Below are 23243 nucleotides of genomic sequence, written 5' to 3' on the forward strand. Positions count from 1 at the left end.
TGTAGTAGGATTCCCGACGCATGGCAGGGTGGACCCCTACATTGATGGCTCCTCCACTTGCCGGAAATCTTGAGACTCGACCAGCATCGCAACCAGCTGGCGATTGAACAGCTCCGTCAGATTGGTTGCGGAAAAAAGGGATTTTTTGAAATGAAGATTGCTGTGGCCGGAACTGGCTATGTAGGCCTCTCCAACGCCGTCCTCCTGGCCCAGAACCACGAAGTGGTTGCGTTTGACATCAATCCTGAGCGGGTTGCAAAGATCAACGCTCGCCATTCGCCCATCGAAGACCGTGAGATTGAAGATTTTCTGGCAAACAAGCCATTGAATCTGACCGCAACGCTTGATCGAAAGGACGCGTATCACGGCGCTCGCTTCGTCATCATTGCAACGCCTACTGATTACGATCCTCAGACGAACTACTTCAATACTGGATCGGTTGAGTCCGTAATCAAGGATGTAATCGACATCAACCCTGACGCTGTCATGGTGATCAAGTCGACGGTGCCGGTTGGCTGCACGCAAGAGCTGCGAGCCAAGTACGGATCAAACAACATCATCTTCTCGCCTGAGTTTCTGCGCGAGGGCAAGGCACTGTATGACAACCTCCATCCAAGCCGCATCATCGTCGGCGAACGCTCTGAGCGTGCAAGCACATTCGCCGAGCTTCTGAAGGAGGGCGCCATCCGCAAGGATGTCGAAACCCTCTTTACTGATGCTACTGAAGCAGAGGCCATCAAGCTTTTCGCCAATACTTATCTTGCAATGCGCGTTGCATATTTCAACGAGCTCGATACGTACGCAGCGACGCACGGACTCGACACACGCCAGATCATTGATGGGGTCAGCATGGACCCGCGCATCGGCAGCCACTACAACAATCCCTCGTTTGGATACGGCGGATACTGCCTCCCCAAGGACACCAAGCAGCTCCTCGCGAACTACACGGATGTCCCGCAGAACCTGATCCACGCAATCGTCGAATCCAATCGGACCCGAAAGGACTTCGTTGCGGATGAGGTCATCCGACGCAACCCCAAGACTGTTGGCATCTACCGACTCGTCATGAAGTCGGGATCGGACAACTTCAGGGCATCCGCGATTCAGGGGGTCATGAAGCGGATCAAGGCCAAGGGCATTGAAGTTATTGTCCACGAGCCGACGCTCAACGAAGAAAACTTCTTCAACTCCCGCATCGTCAACGATCTAGCTGCATTCAAGCAGGAAGCAGACATCATCATCGCCAATCGGCACTCGAGCATTCTTGATGACGTGGCAGCGAAGGTCTACACGCGAGACCTGTTCGGATCCGACTGAGCGAGCAGCCCCAGCGCCCACCAAACTTCATATCGCGAGGACATTCCGTGCCTCGCGCGACCATCCTTGGCAGCATCTGTAGGCATCACCCCGTGAAGCTCTTTCAAAAACTGCGAGATCGCTTCAAGGGCAAAGATGCCTCTGGCATTCTGCGGGGGACGATCTCACTGACCATGGGCGCCGGGTTCGCGAAGCTGATCGGAATTGCGTCAATCGCGGTCCTTGCACGCATCTATAGCCCTGACGACTATGCAGTCCTGGCCATCTACAGCGCACTGGTAAACATCATCGTTCCGGTGATGACCCTCAGGTATGTCATTGCGGTGCCGCTTCCGAAGACGGATGCAGCAGCCGCCAACGTCATGGCGCTTTCCGCACTGCTTGTCGTAGCAATTTCCATGCTTGGCGGTGCAGCAATGTGGCTGTTTGGACCTGGACTGCTCGGGGCTTTGGAGATGGACGCCCTTACGCCGTGGCGAGGCCTTGTGATCGTCGGGGCTGTGGCTGTTGCCGTCTACGAAGGACTGACCATGTGGGCGACTCGAAAGCATGCCTTCTCGATTATTGCCCGCACCCAGGTTGTCCAGTCGCTCATGGGAGAGGGGCTGAAGATCGCACTGGGACTCGCAGGCCTCCGGCCATTTGGCCTGATGCTCGGGCAACTCGTTTCCCAGAGCGGGGGAATTTCGTCACTGGCGCTGACTCAGCGCAAGGAATATCGCCGACTGGCCAGGTTCGTGTCAGTGACACGAATGAAGAGGCTGGCAAAGCGGTACTGGTCGTTCCCAGCGTACAGGCTCCCCTCGCAGGTACTGTTGGTTGGCTCAGCGCAGATGCCTGTGCTTCTTTCAGCCACCTTCTACGGAAAGGACGCGACAGGACAACTCGCCCTTGCGTTCACAGCGCTGGCTGTTCCTGCAACGCTTATGGCGGATAGCGTAGGCAAGGCATACTTTGCCGGGATCTCCAAACTGGGCCGCAGAAAGCCAAGGGAGATCCGGGCCCTCACATTCTCTGTGATTCGCACAGTGCTCCTGCTCGCTCTTGCACCGACAATCGCCCTGATGTTTGCGGGCGAATGGATCTTTACCCATGCATTCGGAAGCAAGTGGGCACTTGCTGGGCACTTCGCCTCATTCCTATCGATACTTATGATTGCGCAGTTCGTCAATCGCGCAACCGTTTCGTACCTGATGTCAGTATTCGACGGACAACGGGAAGTACTATTCCTGAACATCCAAAGGGTTCTGCTGACGTTCGGCTGTTTCTGGATAGGCGAGCAGCTCGGCGCGACCATAGACCAAGCGCTCCTCGCGTATGCACTGTTGCTTTCCGCCCATTACACAGTCGGGGTGTGGCTTGCATTGCGCAAGCTGCGCCCGGGCGCAAACGAATAGCTACTGGACTTTCAGATGAATCTACGAGTTTTTGTTTCGAAGGTCCTTCGACGCAGCGGATTGAACGTATTGGTCAATCACGCATACGACCTTTATCGCTTCCAACGCTCCAGGAACTCACGTTCGGACGTTCGTCGAATGGACAAGGAGGCAGCAGCCATGCACCTTCTTCGCCTCACCCATTCGCTGGAGAAGGGAATGGCGCTTCCTTCGCCGACGCCGGGGTTTGGCAAAGCGAAGGCCAACAATATCCGGAACCAAGCGGCTTGGTACAAGGATACCCATGGCGATGACGAAGTCTATCGACTCTGCATGGCGACCTTGGCTTCCCACCGAGCGTTCCAGCCCAACGGCGGGACGGGGACCAGCGCTGGGGCCGGCGAGGATCAGCTCGACCCTTCTGCCCAGGCTCTCGCAGGCTACCTCGACGTCACGCGGGAAGAGTTTCTGTCCCGAGCGAACTTTGACTTTCGATCATTCGCACTGGACAGATCGAGCGTGCGCAACTTCACCGGCGAGGCAATCAGCGAGTCCGATCTGATCGACTCGATACACATCGCAAGAAAGTCCCCGTCTGTCTGCAATAGAGCCTCTGCGCGCGCCTATTTCTCTAACGACAGGACAGTCATCGACCGAGCCCTCGCTCGTCAGAGCGGAAACAGAGGTTTCGGCGATCTCGCTGGCGCCCTGTTCATTGTGACCAGCGACATGCGAGCCTTCTATAAGTCCGGCGAGCGCAATCAAGGCTGGGTTGACGGCGGTCTTTTCGCCATGTCGCTCAACTACGCCCTGCACTCCAAAGGCTATGGGGTCTGCATGCTCAACTGGAGCATGGATGCACTGGATGATCACGCGCTTCGCTCAGAGTTCGGCATCCCGGCAGAGCATGCCGTTGTGATGATGATGGTCGCGGGCCACGTCCCGGACAGCTTCAGAGTAACGGTTTCGCCCCACCGTAGCACCGACGAATTCGCGATCCGCCTAAACTGACTTCTCACATTCAAGGACTATCAAATTGAACAGCGTAATCAAAGTTCGCAAATCTCAACTGTCGGGGCAGGTAACGCTCGCTGGAGCCAAGAATTCTGCGCTTCGCCTGCTTGCCGCTTCGCTGCTCACAGAGGGCGACGTCGTATTGCGCAACTACCCGTCCGAGCTGCTTGACGCACAAGTCCATGTTGACATGCTTTCCGCACTCGGCAAGTCGGTCGAGCTGATTGATGCCACAACCATTCGAATTTCCGAGAACAGGAAGCTCGAGTCGAGCTTGATCTGGGAAGGCAGATCTATCCGCAACACCCTGCTGATCCTGGGCGCACTGACCGCGCGTCTTGGCGCAGGCAGCGTCCCGCTGCCGGGCGGCTGCAAGCTTGGTGAAAGAAAGTACGACCTTCACGTCATGCTTCTGGAGGCCTTGGGCGCGCGTATCTGGGAAGAAGGCGATCAGCTTTGCGCGGAGGCCCCGAACGGCCTTGTCGGCGCGGAGATCCACCTGCCGATGCGCTCAACCGGTGCCACTGAGAATGCCATTCTGGCCGCAAGCTTGGCAAAGGGTGTATCTCGGATCTGGAATCCGCACATCCGACCCGAGATTCTTGATCTGGTTTCGATGCTGAAGGGCATGGGAGCAAAGATTGTCGTGCATGGCCAAGAGCACATTGAGGTGATCGGCATGGACGCGCTTCACGCAGTCGATCATCGAGTGATTCCGGACAACATGGAAGCCATCACTTGGCTCGTGGCGGCATCCATGACCGGTGGTGATATCGAGATCCGTGATTTCCCCTACGCAGATCTCGCAGTCGTCCTTGCTCACCTGAGAGAGGCTGGAGCCAAGCTCTATCAAGGCGAAGAGTCGCTGATCGTTCGTGGAGATCGCTGCTACCCGGTTGAAATCAGCACCGGACCGCATCCCGGAATCAATTCTGATGTGCAGCCGATTCTGGCAGCGTGGGCAGCGAAAGCCCGTGGCGAGTCCCGCATTATCGACCTCCGGTTCCCCGGTCGATATGGCTACGCGGAAGAAATGGCGAAGATGGGCGTCAAGTACAGCGTAGATGGCGACATGCTGCGGTTGCACGGACAGGGCGGCAACCTCGTGGGCGCCAAGGTCCGCGCACTGGATCTTCGCGCGGGCGCTGCGCTGACGCTGTGCGGCCTGATTTCGGAGGGCGAGACGGAGATTTCAGACGCCTGGCAGATCTCCCGAGGTTATGTCGGATTCGTCTCCAAGCTCCGTTCACTTGGCGCTGACGTCGAGGCGTAAGTCGCCGTACTCTCCCCGGTCAAATACCTAGAATCTGCAATGCGGCGGACTCAATGAGACATAGCGTGATCTTCCTGGTGTCATCTCTCAAAGGTGTCAATACTGGCATCGGTGGGCACTATCGCTCCATCAAGGAGATCTCCGACTTGCTTTCAAGCGAGCTGGACGTTGATGTCTTGACGTGGGGAGACGTTCCGTCGCCGGTATTTGACGGAGATCCACGATATCGCCACATCCACACATGCAGCCCATTTTCCCCAAATGGCATTCATGGACTTCGAAAGGCTGTCAGGCACATTATTGACGGCCGTTCGGAGCGTCGCGTCACTCTTGTGACCGTCGGATGGATGTTTAGCTGCATTTCAGCTCTTGCTGCAACCGGTCTCCGGGTGAGGCACGTCCACTTGAAACCGGGCGGTGACGCAGCCCGCCATCCGCGGCTGCTGGCGGGCATTTCAGTCGCAGTCTTTCACTTGAAAGACTACGACGTCTATCGACAACTCGAACCCAATCGGCATATGGCGCTGGTCCCTGGCCGGGTCACTCCGCCGGCGTTTGACCAAGAGTACTTGGGCAAGGCTACCGTACCCGATAGAGGGCCGGGGCGCGTCGCGATCGCTACCGTGATGAGAATCGCGTCGGATAAGCGTCGCCCCGCAATGATGCTTCACCGCGCCCTCTCCCACATGACCTCTCCGGCCATTGCGGAGCGGATCTCCTTTACGCACCTGGGAACGGTACAGGACGAAGCCCTGCTGCGTGACATCCAGGCGATCCAGATCCCATTTCCTCGCTACATGGTTTCGGATGCCGCCTCCACGGAATCTGGCCCGAAGTACTTGCACAGCCAGGATGTATTCGTCGGGATCGGCAGAGGCGTGATGGAAGCCATGTCTCTCGGAAAGCCATCATTTATCCCGGTCGATGGCCCGGATGGCATCCCCGCCATTTGCGCGGTGACGAGTGCAAACTGGAAGACCTTCCTCAGGGAGAATTTCACCCATCGAACTGCCTACAGCGAACTTCTTGAGGCTGGAGAGATGATTCGCCTAGAGGAGGCAATTGGCAACACTGCAGTACTTGAGAGGCTGGGCAAGGAATGCCTGGTTGTCTACGAGGAGAATCTGTCGCCACGAGCATCACTGGACAGCTGGCTGACATTCCTTGGCTCAGAACACCCTGCTGCAACGCGAGTCGATACCGCACGCCGGCTCTCCTACCTGACAGGAATCGAGCTGAAGCGCCTTGCGCGGCGGCTTATCTCCGCAGTAAAGCAACCCTCACTGCGGAGCCAAGGGCAATGACCATGCAGGACGAATCCGTGCAGCGCGCCTTGAATACAGAGCAGTTGAAGAAGGTGATGGCAGTTTCTTCTCCGGGGGGCCATTGGGAGCAGCTGACCTCAATTCGAACCGCGTTCGAAGGGACTGATGTTCTTTACGTCACTACTTCCGAAGAACTGGCGAAGTCCCTGGGACATGTCGAGTACAGAGTTGTGAGCGACTGCAACCGGGATCAACCGTTGAAGCTCGTCCGTTGTTTTATTGAGACGTTTCTTATCGTGTTGAAGACACGCCCCGACGTGGTCGTCACCACTGGTGCCGCTCCGGGACTCTTTGCTGTGGCGTCCGCGCGCATGCTGGGCGCGAAGACCATATGGATCGACAGCCTCGCAAACACGGAGCGCATGTCCATGAGCGGCAGGATCGCGGCTCGATTCGTAACCCTTACCGTTACCCAGTGGGAGCACATCTCGCGACCGGACGGCCCTCGATATTTTGGAGAGATCCTTTGATCTTCTTGACCGTCGGGACACAGTTGCCGTTTGATCGACTCGTTCGCGCTGTTGACGAGATGGCGCCCCTCCTGGGCCATCGGGTCTTCGCCCAGATTGGGGAAGGCGCCAAGTATGTGCCCAGGAACCTGGAATATCAGGCCACGCTGGACCCCACATCCTTCAGGCAAATGGCAGAAGGAGCGACGCTGCTGTTGTCGCACGCAGGCATCGGCTCAATACTCACCGCGAGAAAGTACAGAAAGCAGATTGTTCTTTTTCCCAGGTTGGCACGGCTGGGTGAGCATCGCAACGACCATCAGCTTGACACATGCAAACAGATGCAGTCTCTGGACGGCGTGCACGTTGCCCATGATGAGTCATCGCTTGTGGCGCTGATGTCGGATAGTCGCTTGTACACTCCACCAAATGACTCATTTGAGAGCCCAGGGAAGAGAAATCTTGAATCCGCCCTGAGCTCATTCATACACACCGGCAAGATTCCGTCATGATCAAATATAGAAAAGACATCGACGGCCTTCGCGCATTTGCCGTGCTGCCTGTCGTCTTGTACCACGCCAATTTTTCTGGCCTCTCCGGTGGATTCGTCGGCGTCGACGTATTCTTTGTGATCAGCGGGTATCTCATTACCCAGATCCTGATCCAGGAGATGGAGGCCGGCACTTACAGTCTCGCCAACTTCTACGCACGCCGCATCAGGCGAATCCTGCCTGCTCTCATCGGCATGATCATCTTCGTGCTGGCAGCGTCACCCTTCTTCCTTCTGCCAAGCGAGTTCTCAAACCTCTGGAAGGAGGCACTGGGAACGTTGTTCTTCGTTGCGAACGTTGTTTACTGGCGCGATTCGGGATATTTCTCTCCCGACGCCGAAGCCAAGCCACTGCTTCATATGTGGTCGCTGGGTATTGAAGAGCAGTTCTACATCTTCGCGCCCCTCGCCCTCTGGCTGGCTCTTCGCTACGGGCGACGGTATCTGCCGGCGCTCATTCTCGTTTCACTCGCAGCCTCACTCGCAGCCTGCATCGTTGCCACAGAGCGCTTTGCAAGCGCCTCTTTCTATCTCCTGCCGACAAGAGCCTGGGAGCTTCTTGCCGGCTCCTTCCTCGCTTCACTGCGATTCCCTCGACCAGCCATTGGTGACATCACTGGTTTGCGCCAGGCGCTCTCCTGGCTTGGCCTTGCGCTGCTTCTTTCGGCCGTCTTCTTCTTTGACAAGAACATGGCGTTCCCGGGATACGCCGCTGTCCTGCCTGTGGCCGGCACCTGCCTTCTGATTCGTTTCGCTGAAGGAACGACTGTGGGCAGGATCTTCTCCTGGGGACCGATAGTGTTCATCGGCCTCCTCTCATATTCGCTGTATCTCTGGCACTGGCCGCTGGTTGTGTTCTCGCGGGACGCCGGATTGCTCGAGTCAGTACCAGGCCGCCTCTTTGTCGTTGCACTTTCGATCCTGCTGGCCTGGATGTCGTGGAAGTTCATCGAGAAACCGACCAGGGACCGACACACCTTTGACAGTCGCAAGCTGATGGCCCTTTCGCTCATCAGCGTTTCCTTGGTCTGCGTAGTATGCGCCGGCTATAGAATGACTGACGGCTGGCCATCCCGTGTGCCAGCAGACGTCGCTGCTTTTGATGCGGGCCGCTACGACATCAGTCCATCCCGAGAGAAGTGCCACGTCGATTCAGGGCTACGTTCCCCTCAGAGTTCCTGCGTACTAGGGGAAGGGGACAAGCCACACATCGCGGTTTGGGGAGACAGTCATGGCGTGGAACTGGCTCAGGCTCTGAGCGAGCTGGCGCCTGGCGTACAGGCCATAACCTACTCGTCCTGCCCTCCCGAACGTGGCAATGTTGAGCGGTCGTATCGACCGCAGTGCGCTGCACATAACAAGCAGGTGCTCAGCTACATCCTTGGTCAGCCTGACATTCAGAGCGTTGTGCTTGTTGCCTACTACAAGGATGCAGAGAGGAGGATCAGCGAGATGACATCAGTCGCCCAGAAACTGCGGGACGCAGGCAAGCGCGTCGTTGTCGTCGGACCTACGCCTACACTCCCATCACAGGAAGATTTGCCCAGCTACTTGGCACGAGGCGGAACTGCAGTAGTGCCCGGCAAGTCAGAGCACGAGCGGTTTGCAGCTGCATTCAAAGGCATAGCCGATACCGTCATGCCCGAGGACATCTTCTGCTCGAGCGGCTCCTGCTCGCTGGTGTATAACGGCACGCCTATACTCTTCGACGGGCATCACCCAAGCATGGTCGCATCTCGTGCGACCGCTGCCCGAGTGATCCAGTTCATCAGCCCGGCACCCACTGCATCAAACTGAGCCCCAGATCAGATGGCACTGGCTCTACGCACTCCCAGCGAACTCCAATGAATACCGACACGCCGTACGAAACCCCCAGAAATTATGTCCAGGTATTCTCTTGGGGTGCCATTCTTTTCTTCATGGGCGCGCTCACTCACCTGATGGGGTCGAGCGATGGCGACTCAGGACCGCTGGCGGCCCTGTATCAGCCGATTGCTGCGGTTTTCTACCTTGGCGCGATAGTCATCATTGCCGGAACGCCAAGATTCCGGCAGCAGACGTATTTCTACTTCAGAGAGAACCTCTGGATGACGGCCTCTTTGGTGATCGTGCTGTCGTCGACGGTATGGTCATTTGACCCCGCCGTTACGGCTCGCAAGTCTTTGGCCGTTGTTACCACGACCTTGACCGGCGTCCTTATCGGAATTGCATACGCACGCAGCGATCTGTCCACGTTTCTAAAGCGGGTCTATCTGGTTTTCATTTTCGCGTCCTTCCTTGTATCAGTACTCCTTCCGCAGTATGGGGTTCATCAAGACGGTGGCGAGCACCAGGGCAGATGGCGGGGCCTGATGGGCTTCAAGAACCAGATGGCGTGGGCGGCAGTACTGTTCCTGCTGGTCTGGATTGGTCGCTGGAAATGGTCAAGTCTGTTTCGTCCGACCCAGTTCGTCCCGTTTGCCATCGGCTTGGTGATGTTGGTCATGTGCGGCTCTGCGACGGGCCTTCTTCAGTTCGGATTCGGCGCAATCGTACTTTTCACCCTTAGATTCTATTTCAAGAAGAGATCGCTCCGTGTGCTCTTCGGCATGCTTGTCATGTTGGGTGTAGCTCTCCTCCTTGCCAGCTTCGATTACCTGCTTTCTGCATTTCTTGAGTCCTCGGGCCGTTCGGACACCCTGTCCGGCCGCACCGTCATCTGGGCAGAGCTTTGGCCTTACATACTCCAGAAGCCTTGGCTTGGCTGGGGACAGTCAGCGTTCTGGAACGATCCGACCAAGTTCTTCGGTAACTACTTCTGGGTAGGTACCCGCAATCACTCTCACAACGCGTACATCGAGGTTCTTCTTGATCTGGGCGTTATAGGACTGTTCGCGCAGATGGCATTCGTTTTTGTATTGATGAGAAGTCTGTGGAAAGCCGGAAAGGCAGGGTTCGAGGAGGCCCCTGTACTTATGGCTGTCATGGCCAGCCTGCTGCTTACAGGTTTGGCCGGCGCTCTGTTCTTCAGGCCGAACACTGGTACATGGGTTCTGATCTGCATGATCAGTGCGTACTGCCACGCGCGCTTCGGCTTCCCATCGAGAAAGCGTTCCGGATCAAAGCCATCAAGCGCACGGTACGCGCGGGTGGCCACGCGATGAGCAGCGCTGATGAAAGAATCGATGTCCTTTGCTTGGCGAACAGCCACGGAATTGGCGGCGCACAGCTTAATGCTGGCCTGATCGCATCTGAACTCGCCAAGCTGGGACTGCGAACCAGTGTTGGATTTCTTTTCGAGCGAGAGATCGAGTCGACACATGGACATGATGATGTCTTCGTGATCGCGCCAAGTGCACCTCGTGGTCCGATCAAGCTCGCTTCGTTCCTGCTTTCAGCGCGCCGTGAAATTGCGCGTCGGAAGCCGCGGTTCATTATTGGATTCCAGCCTGCCAGCAACGTAATAGCGGCCGCGACTGCAAAACTCATTCCGGGGTGCCACGTCGTCGCCACGCAGCGTAACCCTTCTGCCTTTCAGTCTCGGCCAGGGCGCATATTCGATCTGGTAGCCGGCGCCTGTGGCCTCTATAGAGCCAACATCGCGGTAAGCGAGACGGTTGCCGGTAGCTTCGATTCGTACCCGCAGAGCTATCGCCGCCGGATGACCGTGGTACACAATGCCACCCCGTCGCTTGCGGCTTCGCTCGATGGCAAGGCAGCGAGCCGCGCGATCCTTGGCATTGAGCCTCATGCAAGGGTGATTGGCTGCGTCGGCCGCCTGCACCCTCAGAAGAATTTCATCCTGGCGATCCGCGCCCACGCTCAGCTGCAGGATGATTCCCAGCTGTATCTAGCTGGGACAGGCCCCGAGGAAGGCAGCTTGCGTGAAGAGGCTGCTTCGCTCGGGACTACGGAGCGAGTACATTTTCTTGGAAGCCTGTCGGGCGAGAATCTGACTCGTTTCTATCGTTCGCTGGACATCATGCTGTTTACCTCGCGGTATGAGGGATTTGGACGGGTGCTGGTAGAAGCGATGTCGGAAGGAGTGCCCGTGGTATCGAGCGATATTCCAATCGCCCGAGAGGTTGGCGGAGACGCGGTCATTTTCTGTGGAGATGATCTCCAAGAGTGGAAGCAGCGGATCATTCAAGTCATTGATTCACCCGAGCTCAGAGCGCGCCTTGCCAGTGCGGGAAGGACTCGCGCCGCGTTCTTCAGTACCGAATCGATGGTCAATGGATATCTTCAGACGTTGAAACAGCCCTGAAGAACAGCCGGCAAGCGACGCCGCCTTACCCCTAGCTTCTGGTCCGACGCGCGCGGCGCTTCACAAGCCGCACTTTTCCGCTACACTATCCGGCCTGCGCGCTCGTAGCTCAGCCGGATAGAGTAGTGGCTTCCGAAGCCATTGGTCGGGGGTTCGAATCCCTCCGGGCGCGCCATTTGAACGTCCTATAGCGTCCTAAGAAGGCCGAATATTCCTTTAAAATCAAGGAGTTCGGCCTTTTTTGCGTCCGCTTGCGTCCTATGTGATCCACATCTATCCCATGCCTGCAGGCGGTATCTTTGACGGTAACCCACCTACCGCCTCCACCTGTTACCGCCATCATGTCGCTCACCGATACCGCAATCCGCAAGACAAAGCCCACGGCCACCGTGCAGAAGCTCCGCGACGGTGGTGGCCTTTACTTGCTGCTTCGCCCTGATGGCGGCAGATGGTGGCGTTGGGACTACCGCCGTCCTGTGACAGGCAAGCGCAACACCCTTTCGCTAGGAACGTATCCCGACGTCAGCTTGGCCACCGCACGTGAACGTCATGCAGCCGCCCGCAGATTGCTCGCTGATGGTGTTGATCCTGGCGAGCAGCGCAAAGCGCAGAAGGCCGCAACGCTCGAGCGCTCTGCGAACACCTTCGAAGCTGTCGCCACCGAGTTGATCGGCGTGAGAGCGAAGAAGATGGCAGCTACGTCGCTTGAGCGGCAGAACCGCATTCTCGCAAAGGATCTCGGGCCCTACATCGGGCGGATACCTGTGGATGGCGTAACTGCGCGCGACCTGCTGGATGCAATCCGGAGGATTGAAGCGCGCGGCGCAAACGAGACTGCACATCGCGCGCGAATGCTGGCAAGCCAGATCTTTCGCTACGCCATCGCTACAGGCCGTGCCGTGCGTAATCCGGCTGAAGACCTGCGCGGCGCACTCGTCCCCGTGGAGGTCGAGCACTTTGCTAGCGTCACCGACCCCGCGCATGTTGGCGGCCTGCTCCGCGCTATCCACGGATACCAAGGCACACCTGTTGTCGCCGCTGCACTGCGCTTGGCACCGCTCGTGTTCGTGCGCCCTGGCGAACTGCGCCACGCTCTCTGGGCAGACGTTGATCTTGCTTCCGCAGAATGGCGCTTCACGGCAACCAAGACCGGGCAGCCACATGTCGTTCCGCTCTCATCGCAAGCTGTGGAAGTGTTCCGCGCCCTGCAGCCACTAACCGGACGATTCGAGTACGTCTTCCCGAGCACGCGAGGCAAAGGGCGTCCTATGAGCGAGAACACGATCAACGGAGCGCTCCGCCGCCTTGGCTACGACTCTGACACGATGACCGGCCATGGTTTCCGCGCCATGGCGAGAACTGTGCTGGATGAGGTGCTGGGTTTCCGCCCTGACTACATCGAGCACCAGCTCGCACACGCAGTTCGTGACCCAAATGGACGGGCATACAACCGTACCGCTCACCTCGTCGAGCGGGCAAAGATGATGCAGGCCTGGGCGGACTACCTGGACGGCTTGAGGACCTCCCGCTGACTTCCCCCGCTTCCACTTTTTATTTCTGACTTAGTGTTTTTGCTGGTTACATCGGTACATTGGTTACACCTTTCGCGACGCCCTTCAAAATCAATGACTTGTGGGTGATCGTCTTGCGTACCGGGTATGGGGTACCACTGGTTACAGCGGTACTCCGGCAAACGATCAGACGGCATTGGATGGCTTAGGACAGGAGTACTCAGCCAGTTCAGCAGTTGTGCCGTTCTGTGTCCGCCCAGCATCGGCACATGCACGCGCGGGCGCAACTGCCCTCCGCCGATGGGCGTTGTGGCGAAAGTTGCGGATGCCGGCGTACTCCCTGGCGAACGCGGGCAACGACTCATCAAGCCTCTCCGTAGTGCACGCGCTGTCGCGTGTACGGACTGCCCCTGCCCGGCGTTGGGCCTCAGGCGGTCCGCTTCCCGCCCCCTTCCCCGGAAGCTCCGGGCGATAGGTCCGACCGCATCCAGCAGCGTCCGATACGGGCTGTGTAAGCCGGTTTCTTACACAGCGGATCGCGTGAGTTCGGCGGCAGTGGCCCCTAGCCTCTAGTCAAGCCCACAACACAAGGCGGCAGTTGACCCAGCGTCATCGCCGTGACCTGCCACATGCTTGGTTCCCCAACCTCTCCGGCGACCGCACCAGGTCAGCCTGGCGGCCCTTCCCGTCCCGAACCCGCACGCGGCGAGCGTTTCCTTCGCAAGCCCGAAGTGCTCAGCCGCACGGGCATTTCCCGCTCGCACCTGTACTGGCTCATGAAGCGTGGCCGGTTCCCTGCATCGATCCCCCTTTCCCCGCGTGTAACCGTCTGGCTGGAGTCGGACGTGGACGCGTGGATTGCCACACACATCCCCAACACCCATCTGCGAGCGCAGCCATGAAAGACACCATTGTTCTGACCATCGCCAATCAGAAATTCAGCCTCACCCCGGCGGAAGCTAAGTTCCTGGCCGAGCATCTGCGAACTGCAGTAGCTCAGCCGAATCTGGCGCTCAATTTCTCACGGGATCTGAGTGACCAATGTGGCCGCATCGCGCTGTCGCGTGGTGTTGCCGAAGGCGCATCCGCCACTGACTGCTGAGGTGCTGGGATGAACAGTTCAAGGGCATTCCTGCGCTGCCCGCATTGTGACACAGCGGCCATCGTGCGCAGCAGCACGCTTCACTCCAAATTGCTGCGAGAATCGCTGCTCCAATGCCGTAACGCGCTCTGTGGTCACACCTTCTCGGCCTACACAGAAATCGTACGTACGCACACGCAAAGTGCTTGCCCGAGCGGTGACGTTTGCCTTCCCATCAGCAGCTCTGCAGAGCGTGCCGCGCTCCGTGCAAAGTTGGTAGAAGTGCCTACTCCGCGAGGCCAAGCGCGGCGATGACGCACCTGTTGACAGCGCCAGCGCTCCCGGTGCAGCATTGCCCCGTCGCCGCACATTCGGCGACCGGGTTTAGCAGCCCGAACCCTGAGGCGCACCAGCGCCCATCGATCGATGCACGGCGCTTTTTTGTTGCCCGCTGCGTCGTCGCGGGCGATTGCTTGCCAGTTCTATGGCGGGCGGTGCGCGGAGACCGCAAGGTCTGCCGGTCCTCAGGCCGGTCTGCTAACCGCGTACCGTCCGTCACCTCGTTTAGCAGCGCGGTGATGGACCTCAATCTACCTGAGGATCCTGCCATGTCTCACGACACCCTGGCCGCGCCGTCGCGCTTTGCCATCCGTCTTGCTCACTATCTCGGCGAGATCGCCGACACCCTGGACTGGGACCATTCCCGCTGGCTGGCGCTTACCGCGCGCCTGGAAGCGACCCGGAAGGCGCCCGAAGAACTGACGATGGGCGAGGTGCAGCACGCCATCGAGGCGACCGCACAGGAGGCCGCGCGATGAACGCCCTCTCTTTGAACGCTGCCGCCGTCAATGATGATGCGGGAACCCATGACATCTTCAGCGCTGTGCGCTTGTTGCAGCGCATCCACCTGATGCCGATAGCCGCGCTGTTCCAGCTGGTGGCTGACCTGGAGCGCCGCCCTGGTGCACTGGAAGGTCTGTCTGTCGGCCAACTGCTGACCATGGTTCGCGACGCGGAGGTGACTGCATGAACGCGGAAACCGTAGCTGTGTCCAATGCGCCTGGCATCGCCGATGGCGTTCTCAGTGCCACCATCACCGATACCTGGTTCGATTCCGAGCGAACCGCTCACATCCTCGACGTGGCCCGTCGCATCGAGCGGCTTCACGCCAAGGCTTCGCGCCGTCTTTCCGACCTCCGTGAAGAGTTGGATGAGGCGCTGGTGGGCCACCCGTTGGAACATCGCCTGCGGCAGCGCCTGTTGGCGCCGCTTGAGAGCGATTGCTTGGAACTGGAAACCGTTGCTGCGCGGGTGCGCGTGCGGCTGTCGCTGTTCGGACCTGCACAGTCGCAGGGACAGTTCGATAGAGGCATGGCGTTGCAGCTGGCCGACCTGCGCGCCGAGCCGGCCGCCGCCCATGGGCAACCGGAGCGTGGAGCCTGCGCTCCGACTGTGCCCTTGGGCTACTGGATCAGCGAGGAAGACTTCAATCGCGTGGAGCGTGCGTGCGCGGCTGCACTACTGCTGTCCAGTGTCGATGAGCGTATGGGTCTACCACTGGATGCGGTGGCCTTCAGCGCCGCGTACGTGCATGAGGATCTGGCCGCCGTCCTGGCGGGTGTCAAGCACAGCAGTCAGATGGAGACAGACGATGACGCGGACTGACAGCTTTGTGTCCGTCCTGCGGTCAGCAGGGCTGACACTGGATGTGGCGGTCCCTGATGGGCGCCTACGCCGCGTCCGTGCCGAGGGCGATGCCAGAGGTCAGCGCAGTGGGTGGTACGTCCTGCACGCAGCCCCGCGGTTGGCCGGTGCCTACGGCAACTGGAAGAGCGGCCTCAGCGAGTCCTGGTGCGAGGCCGGAAGCGAGACGCTGAGCGACGCTGACCGTGCCGCGCTGCGCGACGCGGTGGTGCGTGCGCAGCGGCAGCAGCAGGCCGAGCGCACGCAGCGCCAGGCGATGGCTCGCCACCAGGCGCGGGCGCGCTGGCAGTGTGCCTGTGCCGCTGAAGCCGATCACCCCTACCTTGTGAGCAAGGGCGTCGGCGTGCACGGCCTGCGGCAGCTGGACGGGTTGTTGCTGGTGCCCTTGCGCGATGGGCAGGGGCGCCTGTGGAGCCTGCAGTCCATCGCCGCTGATGGCAGCAAGCGGTTCTTGGCGGGTGGCCGCAAGCACGGGCTCTACTACGCCGTGGGCCGCGAGGTCAGCGACGTGGTGTGCATCGCCGAAGGCTTTGCCACTGCAGCCAGCATCCATGAAGCCACTGGGCACCCGACCGCCGTGGCGTTCGATGCCGGGAACCTGGAGTCAGTGGCCTGTGCGCTGCGCGCCAAGTTCCCCTCGGCGGTGATCGTGATGTGCGCCGATGACGACGCAGCGACCGCTGCGCGGCTGGGCATCAATCCGGGCGTTGCCAACGCCCAGCGCGCCGCTGATGCCGTGGGTGGGGTGGTCGCCATGCCGCCACGCGCACGCCCTGTAGCTACCTCCAGATGATCTCTCTCTATATCCCGAAGGCGCAGCGCGCCGACGCGGCACCGGAGCCACGTGCATGAGCAATGTCACTTCTGTCGATTTCAATGATGCAGCCAAGGAAGCTGGCGCCAGCGCCGTTCGCGGCACGATTCAGCGTGCTGTGAGCAAGAGCAAGAAAGGCAAGAGCAAAGCCGGTACGAGCACGGCTGAGAGCGCCGGTGCCGTTGCTGCCCGCGCCCACTACCAGCTCAACGACACGGGCGTGTACTACGTTGGCGTCACTGAGGATGGCGACCTAGCAGAGCCGGTGTTTGTCTGCTCACCGTTGAAGGTCGAAGCCAAGACCCGAAACAGCCAGAGTGAGCAATGGGGCCGTCTGCTGACCTGGACCGATGCCGATGGCCACCCCCACCAGTGGGCTGCGCCAGCAGAGATGCTCGTTGGCGATCCGCGCGAGTTCGTTCGCCAGCTGGCCGCCGGTGGCGTGGAAATGTCGGCCCATCGCAGCACCATGCAGCGCCTGCTGGCCTACATCATCCAGGAGCGCATCGACACCCGCGCCCGGAACGTGGCCGTGCCAGGATGGCATGAGGGCCGCTATGTACTCCCCAACGGCGAGAGCTATGGCAATGGTGAGGAACTGCTGGTCTACCAGCACAGCGGCGGGTTGCAGCACCACTACGCAGCGGTCGGCTCGCTGGAGGACTGGCGGCGTGATGTTGCCAGGCGCTGCCAGGACAACTCGCGCTTGGTGCTGGCGGTGTCGGCGATGTTGGCCGGTCCGCTGCTGCACTTTACCGGTGCTACTGGCGGCGGCTTCCACTTGGTAGGTGGCAGCAGCAGCGGCAAGAGCACTGCGCTGCGCGTAGCGGCAAGTGTGGTCGGCCCGCCGGAGTACGCACGCGAATGGCGCAGCACGGCCAACGGTCTGGAGGGCGTTGCAGTGCTGCACAACGATGCCACGCTGATACTTGATGAACTGGCGCAGATCGATCCCAAGCAGGCCGGTGATGCTGCCTATCTGCTCGCCAATGGCAATGGCAAGAGTCGCGCCAATCGCGCGGGCGAGGCCCGTGCGGCGGCACGCTGGCGGGTGCTGATCTTGTCTGCTGGTGAAGTTGGGCTGGCCCAGCATATGGCCGAGGTGGGCAAGCAGGCCCGGGCAGGTCAGTCGGTGCGGCTGGCCGACGTACCGGCTGAGGCAGAGGGCGGACACGGTGTGTTTGAGCGCCTGCACGATGCCAGCGACGGCGCAGCGCTATCGGCGCTACTCAAGGATGCCGCCGCGCGCACCTACGGCGCGCCTTGGCCGCTGTGGATCGGTTACCTGACCGAGCAGGCCAGTCCCACGCTGACCGCCCGGCTGCGCGAGTCCACTGATCGCTTCCTGGCTACTTACGTGCCTGAGGATGCCTCCGGCGAGGTGCTTCGTGTGGCCGAACGCTTTGCCGTCGTCGCATTCGCCGGGGAGCTTGCCAGCACCTGCCACCACCGCATTACCGGCTGGAGCAAGGGAGAGGCTACGAAAGGCGTGGCGGCGTGCTTTCAGGCATGGCTGCGTCGGCGTGGTGGCTCAGGCAGCGCGGACACCGATGAGCTGCTCTCGCGCGTGCGTGCGTTCTTCGAGGCCCATGGCGAGAGTCGATTGGAGCAGCTGCGCAGTCCTGAAGGCACTGTGCCGGTGCGCGACCGCGTGGGCTTCCGACGATTCGATGAGGTCGGATTGACAGAGTACCTGGTACTGCAGGAGGCCTTCAGGCGGGAGCTGTGCGCGGGCTTTGACGTGCGCCTGGCCGCACGCACTCTGGCGGAAGCTGGATGGCTCAAGCGCAGCGCAGACGGTAGACCCTCCCAAGCTGTACGTGTCCCCGGCTTGGGGGCTATCCGCGTCTTCGTCTTCGACCCTCGCAAGGTTCACGACAGCGGCCTGTGAGCGGCGCTGTTTTTCACAGAGCTTGCCGACGCATGGTCGCGCGAGCCTCCCCCCAATAGATCTAATGGAGCTTCAAAATGAGCGATAACCAAGCCATCACCACCACCGAGTTGACTATTCATTCCAGCGAACAGGTCGAGGCTGCGCCGCTGTCGGAGCATAGGCGGCGGCTGAATGAGCTGGCTCAGCGGCTGTCCATCGTGGTGCAGCAAAAACGCGACCTGTTGAGCAAGGTCCATACTATGCAACGTGCCAGACAGGCCGCTCAGGGAGACGCCACCGCCGCACGCCAGCAGTGGAGCGCAAAGCTGCGCGACAGCGACGGCACGCTGACCCGCGACATTCAAAAACTGCGCGCCAACGAGCGCTCAGCACTGTCGCTGGCGGAGGAATATGAGGCCATGGAGGGTGGGATTGCGGCCGAGGTGCCGCGTCTGGAGCTGGAGCTGGCCGAGGCTGCAAAGGACTGCATCAGCGAGGCGCACGAAGTCATCAGCGAAGCTGCCGGTCAGGCCTATGAGCAGTTTCTCGAACAGGCAGGTGAGAGCCTGGCAGTGGCCTTGGCGCTATTCTGCAAGGCGGAGAACGAAGGGGGCGTCTACCGGCAGAAAGCCGCTATCGATGATTTGGCCAAGTTGTTCTTCTCTCGCCTCAGCACTGCGGTGCTGCAGCGCCTGGGCGATGCCTCAGTGGCCGATCAGGTGACCCGACAGTTGGCATTGCCGCCTATGGACCTGAGCTCGGTGGACATGGGGCTCGCGGGCAGTGTGGCGCGCCGGTCACAGTTGAGGGCACAGATCAAAGGCGGAGGCGCAGCGTGACGGGGGCCGATACCGACGCCGATGCCGCTGAGGTACCGCCCGCGCGCGGCACGGGCTCTGCTGGGTCAGCAACAGCCTTTTCGTTCGGTGAACCATCGCCGGTGCTGGAATCACGCGGCTTATTTGACTACCTGGAATGCTGGCGTAATGGCCGTTACTACGAGCCACCGATCACCCTCAATGGTCTGTCGCGCACAACGCGGTCCAACCCCTTCCTGCACAGCGGCCTGATCTTCAAGCGCAACATGCTTGTGCGGACCTTCGTGCCGCATCGATTGTTGAATCGCACCGCATTCGCGCAGTTGGCCTTGGACTACCTGGTATTCGGTATGGCCTACCTGGAACGACAGGCCTCTTACTCTGGAGGGCACGTGCAACTGCACCCGCTGATGGCGCAATACCTGCGCCGAGGCGTGGAACCCGGTTCGTTCTTTCAAGTGCGAGCTGAGAAGGCCGAGCACGAATTTGCACCTGGCTCGGTGCACCAGCTGCGGGAGGCTGATGCCGACCAGGAAATCTACGGGTTGCCGGAGTGGCTTGCCGTGGTGCAGTCGGCGCTGCTCAATGAATCGGCCACGTTGTTCCGTCGCAGGTACTACACCAACGGGTCGCATGCAGGGTTCATTCTCTACTTGACTGACCCGCAGATGGAGGGCGGGGACGTCGATGCCTTGCGCCAGGCCCTGCGAGACTCGCGTGGACCGGGTAACTTCCGGAACCTGTTCATCCATTCGCCGAATGGCAAAAAGGATGGCCTGCAGCTGATCCCCATCAGCGAAGTGGCGGCCAAGGATGAGTTCACCGGCATCAAGCGCGTGACCCGCGATGACATTCTGGCAGCGCTGCGCATACCGCCGCAGTTGCTGGGTATCGTCCCTCAGAACGCGGGTGGATTCGGCTCGATACGGGATGCAGCCACGGTGTGGGCGTCGATGGAGCTGGCGCCCCTGCAATCGCGAATGTCGATGGTCAACGAATGGATCGGCGAGGAGGTCGTTTCCTTTGCCCCGTTCGAACTGGCACCCGTAGCAGGCTGACGCCTGGTCGTTGAGCCGGTGCCGGGCGCATGGCGTGCGGGGGGCAGCACTGAATCGATGGGCCGCCCTTGGGTGGCCTTTTTCGTCTCACGCCGGGCAGGAGGTAGCCCGACCACGATCCCTCGCCGATCCGCAGCGTGGCCGCACCAGGTCGACGTCAGTCTGGCCGCCCAGAGCGGTAGCTGGACGCCTACGCGTGCCGAGGATGGATATCCGGGTGAGATCCTCTGAGCTGACGATGTTGAAGCGTGGCGGCCCGTCACTTCATCTGGTCAGTGGTGCGGTGCTTGGAAGGTTGTCTTCCGGTCGCGGCGCCAGTGGGCCGCGCCTCTCTGAGGCGCAGGCTGTAACCAGTGTAACCAGTCGTCCCAAGCGAACGGTACGAGCCCTGGACGCTCCCAAGTTATTGATATATATGACGGCGGGACGGGGCGTAACCAACGTACCAATGTAACCAGCAGAAACAGTGAGTCAGAAATCACAAGTAGGGATTGGCAGTTGGCAAGAGCATAGAAGAACTGGCGAAACCCTTGGGAGACAAGGGGAGCGGCAGGGCTGAGAGGGGGAGTCCTGCCTTAAAGGGGGCTGTAACCAGAAGTGTGTTCCACACCCTCATTTCATAGCGTTCCTGAAACACCTTAAGTAGTGGGTGTTTTTTATTTGGACGCTATTGGATGCGTTCTTTTCCGCCTTCCCTGGGCACTGCGCGTCTGGCGTCCATCTGGCCGCTCAGTGCCCCGCCCGGAACCGCCTTGGGTGCAGGGAATCGCAGGTACTGGCGTGACCTCCCAATACCCCCGACAGGCCTACTGCGCCTGCTCTTGGCCTGCGTGCAGGTAGTGCAGAAAAAGCACCCTATGAAGTGCGCAGGCGTGGTGGGGAGACGAGTGCGCGCGCCGGGGAATGAATGGCGCTGGGCGTCGCAGGCTTCGTAGGCTCCATCCGCTTGCCTGCTCTCCAGCCACTTCGAAGGCCGCTTCTACGCAGCGCCTACCAGCGCTAGGGCCAGAGGCTTGCGAGTGCGCGGAGTCGCAACGCACAGTCCACAAGGGCACCTGACGCAGCTCGTTCTGTTGCATCTATAGAAGCTGGTGGCCTTCAAGCTGCCCACTCCGTCGAGATCATTGATAAAACCAGAGCAAGAAAAAAGCCCCTGAAATCAGAGGCTTTGTTCATAAGATGACCGTAACGTTTCTGATAGCACAGGAGCACCCCAACCTGATGGCCACCGCGCCGAAAATCTGACACTCAGCAGGGATCTCCATCTACGTCGCTAAGTGGGGGCTCCAGCTGCAACGCGCCTACACCAGCGCCTAGACATTCCAGCGAACGCTACAGACTCGACACAAGCGAATCGACTGCCTTAAGGCATTCCGCCACCCGATCATTATTGATCTGGATAGGATTACCATGAACTAAATGATAACCTCCGTTCAATTTTGTTAGCGGCTTGCCAAGGTGAGCCGCGACAATACCAGCGGTATTGAAGTCTCGCAGAGCAACGGAGTACTGCTTACGGAAATCCGTCAAATTCTGTGCCTGGTAGCTGCGCGGGGTAAAGTACCCGGGATGGTTTGTATACGCGTGGAAAAGGGTGTCTGCCGTTGCGTCTGAAAGTGCACTGAAGGCACCAGCAGCTCCATCATACTGGGTTAAACGATTACCAACGATCACGTGAATTTTGGGAACGAGCATGCCAAAAGCCTGAGCTTTCGTCGCATACGTCCATGCCCCATAGATGGGGTGCGGGGGATTTTGACCATGGAGCAAGATGAAGAGTGCATTTGCGGCCACTCTGGACGAATCATCAGCATTCACTGGAACAATCAGCTTGTCACCCGCAGAGATTGCAAGCTCCGTATAGATGGAGAAGCTTGGGTTGGTATCGATGAATACGACCAGCTCTCGCCCGTGGAGAGAGTTCGCGAAGGAATCGATCAGTCCCCGGAAGATGAGGTGAACCCATTTCCACGGCTGGATCGCAGGCGTCAGAGATGGGGCATTTGCTGCGCCACTGACAGCTGGGGCCATTGGCTCAAGGTTTCCATCACCACAAAGCAATGCGAGATTTGAAGGCATCGCTGGATTTACAGAATCCACTTGAACTAAAAAATTATGTGGGTTCGGCAAATAAGCTCCAGCACCACCCGCAATTACCGTGCTCATGTAGCCAACAACGGTGCGCGGAACGGCTTCAGTGCAGAGTGCCATTACATGATTTTCACCGGCAACTCCCCCTCCCAAGAGCATCATGCTCGCGTTAGCTTGAGGGCACAGGTCAATTACAAGAACCTGCTTGTCAGGATTAAGTTCGGCATATCGCGAGGCGATATGGAAGGTAATCGTACTCTTGCCGACGCCACCCTTGTTGTTCCAAACAACATACCGCTCAGTCATTTAATTGCCCATCCTGGCAGACTCAGAGAGTCGAGCATCTTAGCCCATGTCCGCCGCACGCGATCATGAGGTTCGTATTTCTCTGAGCAGTGGACGCCCCTACGCCAATTACTTGTCGTACTGCGGATAGGTCATGAGAGCTCGCACCGATAGCGTGACCTCTAAGTTGGATCGGTAGCCAAAGACAGTTGACGGTAACTTTGGCGGTAGCTCTTATCCGGGCCAGCGCCATAAGTGTTTAAATACAATGCCTTGCAAGCATTTCTCGAATCCCTCCGGGCGCGCCATCTTCCCCTGCTCCCGCCTGCCCTTGCAGGCCGCGCCTCCCAGCAGGACGCCCCCCAGCAACGCCCCAGCTCCCAGAGCAGCCCCACCGCCCAACGCTTCAGCTGGCGGCACAGCGCCATGGCCGGTCGTCAGCGCGAGCCTCCGCGCGC

The 23243-nt window shown here is 59.5% G+C and carries 22 protein-coding genes and 1 tRNA gene; 22 read left to right on the plus strand and 1 reads right to left on the minus strand.

All coding sequences use genetic code 11. The annotated features are described in order from the left end of the window. Window positions 1-150: 150 nt before the first annotated feature. The 22 genes from C1926_RS10330 (at window position 151) to C1926_RS10430 (ending at window position 20409) form a co-directional block, all read left to right on the plus strand. Window positions 151-1317: a nucleotide sugar dehydrogenase gene (locus C1926_RS10330; RefSeq protein WP_108760672.1), complete on the plus strand. Its 1167-nt coding sequence runs from the start codon at window positions 151-153 to the stop codon at window positions 1315-1317. 92 nt (window positions 1318-1409) lie between these two features. Then, window positions 1410-2714: an oligosaccharide flippase family protein gene (locus C1926_RS10335; RefSeq protein WP_108759119.1), complete on the plus strand. Its 1305-nt coding sequence runs from the start codon at window positions 1410-1412 to the stop codon at window positions 2712-2714. Between the two features lie 15 nt (window positions 2715-2729). After that, complete coding sequence (locus C1926_RS10340; protein ID WP_108759120.1) at window positions 2730-3704, plus strand: nitroreductase family protein; 975 nt, start codon at window positions 2730-2732, stop codon at window positions 3702-3704. Window positions 3705-3729: 25 nt separating this feature from the next. Further along, window positions 3730-4980: a UDP-N-acetylglucosamine 1-carboxyvinyltransferase gene (locus C1926_RS10345; RefSeq protein WP_108759121.1), complete on the plus strand. Its 1251-nt coding sequence runs from the start codon at window positions 3730-3732 to the stop codon at window positions 4978-4980. A 65-nt stretch (window positions 4981-5045) separates the two neighbouring features. Then, window positions 5046-6284, plus strand: a complete 1239-nt coding sequence (locus C1926_RS21470) for a hypothetical protein (protein ID WP_159095076.1) — start codon at window positions 5046-5048, stop codon at window positions 6282-6284. Next, window positions 6281-6775: a hypothetical protein gene (locus C1926_RS10355; RefSeq protein WP_216822054.1), complete on the plus strand. Its 495-nt coding sequence runs from the start codon at window positions 6281-6283 to the stop codon at window positions 6773-6775. The genes C1926_RS21470 and C1926_RS10355 overlap by 4 nt, the downstream gene beginning before the upstream one ends. Continuing rightward, window positions 6772-7266, plus strand: a complete 495-nt coding sequence (locus tag C1926_RS10360; RefSeq protein ID WP_159095077.1) for a glycosyltransferase — start codon at window positions 6772-6774, stop codon at window positions 7264-7266. Before C1926_RS10355 ends, C1926_RS10360 begins: the two co-directional genes overlap by 4 nt. Continuing rightward, window positions 7263-9101, plus strand: coding sequence for an acyltransferase family protein (locus tag C1926_RS10365; RefSeq protein ID WP_108759123.1), 1839 nt, complete (start codon window positions 7263-7265; stop codon window positions 9099-9101). Before C1926_RS10360 ends, C1926_RS10365 begins: the two co-directional genes overlap by 4 nt. 47 nt (window positions 9102-9148) lie before the next feature. Continuing rightward, window positions 9149-10447: an O-antigen ligase gene (locus tag C1926_RS10370; RefSeq protein WP_108759124.1), complete on the plus strand. Its 1299-nt coding sequence runs from the start codon at window positions 9149-9151 to the stop codon at window positions 10445-10447. Then, window positions 10444-11550 (plus strand): glycosyltransferase, encoded by a 1107-nt coding sequence (locus C1926_RS10375; protein WP_159095078.1) that lies wholly within the window; start codon window positions 10444-10446, stop codon window positions 11548-11550. The genes C1926_RS10370 and C1926_RS10375 overlap by 4 nt, the downstream gene beginning before the upstream one ends. A gap of 98 nt (window positions 11551-11648) precedes the next feature. After that, a tRNA-Arg gene (locus C1926_RS10380) sits at window positions 11649-11725 on the plus strand. Between the two features lie 166 nt (window positions 11726-11891). Further along, a complete protein-coding gene (locus C1926_RS10385; RefSeq protein WP_108759126.1) occupies window positions 11892-13082 on the plus strand; it encodes an integrase arm-type DNA-binding domain-containing protein in 1191 nt (396 codons plus the stop codon). A 608-nt stretch (window positions 13083-13690) separates the two neighbouring features. Then, the gene (locus C1926_RS10390; protein ID WP_108759127.1) at window positions 13691-13963 is read left to right on the plus strand and encodes an AlpA family transcriptional regulator; all 273 of its coding nucleotides are present in this window, start codon (window positions 13691-13693) and stop codon (window positions 13961-13963) included. Next, complete coding sequence (locus C1926_RS21475) at window positions 13960-14163, plus strand: hypothetical protein (RefSeq protein WP_159095079.1); 204 nt, start codon at window positions 13960-13962, stop codon at window positions 14161-14163. Before C1926_RS10390 ends, C1926_RS21475 begins: the two co-directional genes overlap by 4 nt. Before the next feature lie 9 nt (window positions 14164-14172). Beyond that, window positions 14173-14457, plus strand: coding sequence for an ogr/Delta-like zinc finger family protein (locus C1926_RS10395; RefSeq protein WP_108759128.1), 285 nt, complete (start codon window positions 14173-14175; stop codon window positions 14455-14457). 293 nt (window positions 14458-14750) lie between these two features. Further along, a complete protein-coding gene (locus tag C1926_RS10400) occupies window positions 14751-14960 on the plus strand; it encodes a hypothetical protein (protein WP_108759129.1) in 210 nt (69 codons plus the stop codon). Beyond that, the gene (locus C1926_RS10405) at window positions 14957-15172 is read left to right on the plus strand and encodes a hypothetical protein (RefSeq protein WP_108759130.1); all 216 of its coding nucleotides are present in this window, start codon (window positions 14957-14959) and stop codon (window positions 15170-15172) included. Before C1926_RS10400 ends, C1926_RS10405 begins: the two co-directional genes overlap by 4 nt. Then, entirely contained in the window at window positions 15169-15807 is a 639-nt protein-coding gene (locus C1926_RS10410; protein ID WP_108759131.1) for a hypothetical protein, read from the plus strand. The genes C1926_RS10405 and C1926_RS10410 overlap by 4 nt, the downstream gene beginning before the upstream one ends. Window positions 15808-15946: 139 nt before the next feature. Next, entirely contained in the window at window positions 15947-16639 is a 693-nt protein-coding gene (locus tag C1926_RS10415; RefSeq protein ID WP_254057396.1) for a toprim domain-containing protein, read from the plus strand. A gap of 55 nt (window positions 16640-16694) precedes the next feature. Further along, window positions 16695-18551 carry a DUF927 domain-containing protein gene (locus C1926_RS10420; protein ID WP_108759133.1) on the plus strand — a complete coding sequence of 619 codons (1857 nt, stop codon included), beginning with the start codon at window positions 16695-16697 and terminating at the stop codon, window positions 18549-18551. Window positions 18552-18628: 77 nt separating this feature from the next. Then, window positions 18629-19372: a hypothetical protein gene (locus C1926_RS10425; protein WP_108759134.1), complete on the plus strand. Its 744-nt coding sequence runs from the start codon at window positions 18629-18631 to the stop codon at window positions 19370-19372. Next, window positions 19369-20409 carry a phage portal protein gene (locus C1926_RS10430; RefSeq protein ID WP_108759135.1) on the plus strand — a complete coding sequence of 347 codons (1041 nt, stop codon included), beginning with the start codon at window positions 19369-19371 and terminating at the stop codon, window positions 20407-20409. The genes C1926_RS10425 and C1926_RS10430 overlap by 4 nt, the downstream gene beginning before the upstream one ends. Before the next feature lie 1332 nt (window positions 20410-21741). Here C1926_RS10430 and C1926_RS10435 read toward each other — a convergent pair. Beyond that, window positions 21742-22806 carry a ParA family protein gene (locus C1926_RS10435; RefSeq protein WP_108759136.1) on the minus strand — a complete coding sequence of 355 codons (1065 nt, stop codon included), beginning with the start codon at window positions 22804-22806 and terminating at the stop codon, window positions 21742-21744. Between the last annotated feature and the right edge of the window lie 437 nt (window positions 22807-23243).

It is taken from the genome of Stenotrophomonas sp. ZAC14A_NAIMI4_1 (assembly GCF_003086915.1).
Taxonomy (GTDB): domain Bacteria; phylum Pseudomonadota; class Gammaproteobacteria; order Xanthomonadales; family Xanthomonadaceae; genus Stenotrophomonas.

Bases quoted from the DNA above. Each gene is read 5' to 3' on its own strand.
- C1926_RS10340 (WP_108759120.1), top strand. From the start codon at position 2,730: ATGAATCTACGAGTTTTTGTTTCGAAGGTCCTTCGACGCAGCGGATTG.
- C1926_RS21475 (WP_159095079.1), top strand. From the start codon at position 13,960: ATGAAAGACACCATTGTTCTGACCATCGCCAATCAGAAATTCAGCCTC.
- C1926_RS10375 (WP_159095078.1), top strand. From the start codon at position 10,444: ATGAGCAGCGCTGATGAAAGAATCGATGTCCTTTGCTTGGCGAACAGC.
- C1926_RS10355 (WP_216822054.1), top strand. From the start codon at position 6,281: ATGACCATGCAGGACGAATCCGTGCAGCGCGCCTTGAATACAGAGCAG.
- C1926_RS10400 (WP_108759129.1), top strand. From the start codon at position 14,751: ATGTCTCACGACACCCTGGCCGCGCCGTCGCGCTTTGCCATCCGTCTT.
- C1926_RS10420 (WP_108759133.1), top strand. From the start codon at position 16,695: ATGAGCAATGTCACTTCTGTCGATTTCAATGATGCAGCCAAGGAAGCT.
- C1926_RS10385 (WP_108759126.1), top strand. From the start codon at position 11,892: ATGTCGCTCACCGATACCGCAATCCGCAAGACAAAGCCCACGGCCACC.
- C1926_RS10365 (WP_108759123.1), top strand. From the start codon at position 7,263: ATGATCAAATATAGAAAAGACATCGACGGCCTTCGCGCATTTGCCGTG.
- C1926_RS10405 (WP_108759130.1), top strand. From the start codon at position 14,957: ATGAACGCCCTCTCTTTGAACGCTGCCGCCGTCAATGATGATGCGGGA.
- C1926_RS10370 (WP_108759124.1), top strand. From the start codon at position 9,149: ATGAATACCGACACGCCGTACGAAACCCCCAGAAATTATGTCCAGGTA.
- C1926_RS10435 (WP_108759136.1), bottom strand. From the start codon at position 22,806: ATGACTGAGCGGTATGTTGTTTGGAACAACAAGGGTGGCGTCGGCAAG.
- C1926_RS10425 (WP_108759134.1), top strand. From the start codon at position 18,629: ATGAGCGATAACCAAGCCATCACCACCACCGAGTTGACTATTCATTCC.
- C1926_RS10330 (WP_108760672.1), top strand. From the start codon at position 151: ATGAAGATTGCTGTGGCCGGAACTGGCTATGTAGGCCTCTCCAACGCC.
- C1926_RS10395 (WP_108759128.1), top strand. From the start codon at position 14,173: ATGAACAGTTCAAGGGCATTCCTGCGCTGCCCGCATTGTGACACAGCG.
- C1926_RS10390 (WP_108759127.1), top strand. From the start codon at position 13,691: ATGCTTGGTTCCCCAACCTCTCCGGCGACCGCACCAGGTCAGCCTGGC.
- C1926_RS10410 (WP_108759131.1), top strand. From the start codon at position 15,169: ATGAACGCGGAAACCGTAGCTGTGTCCAATGCGCCTGGCATCGCCGAT.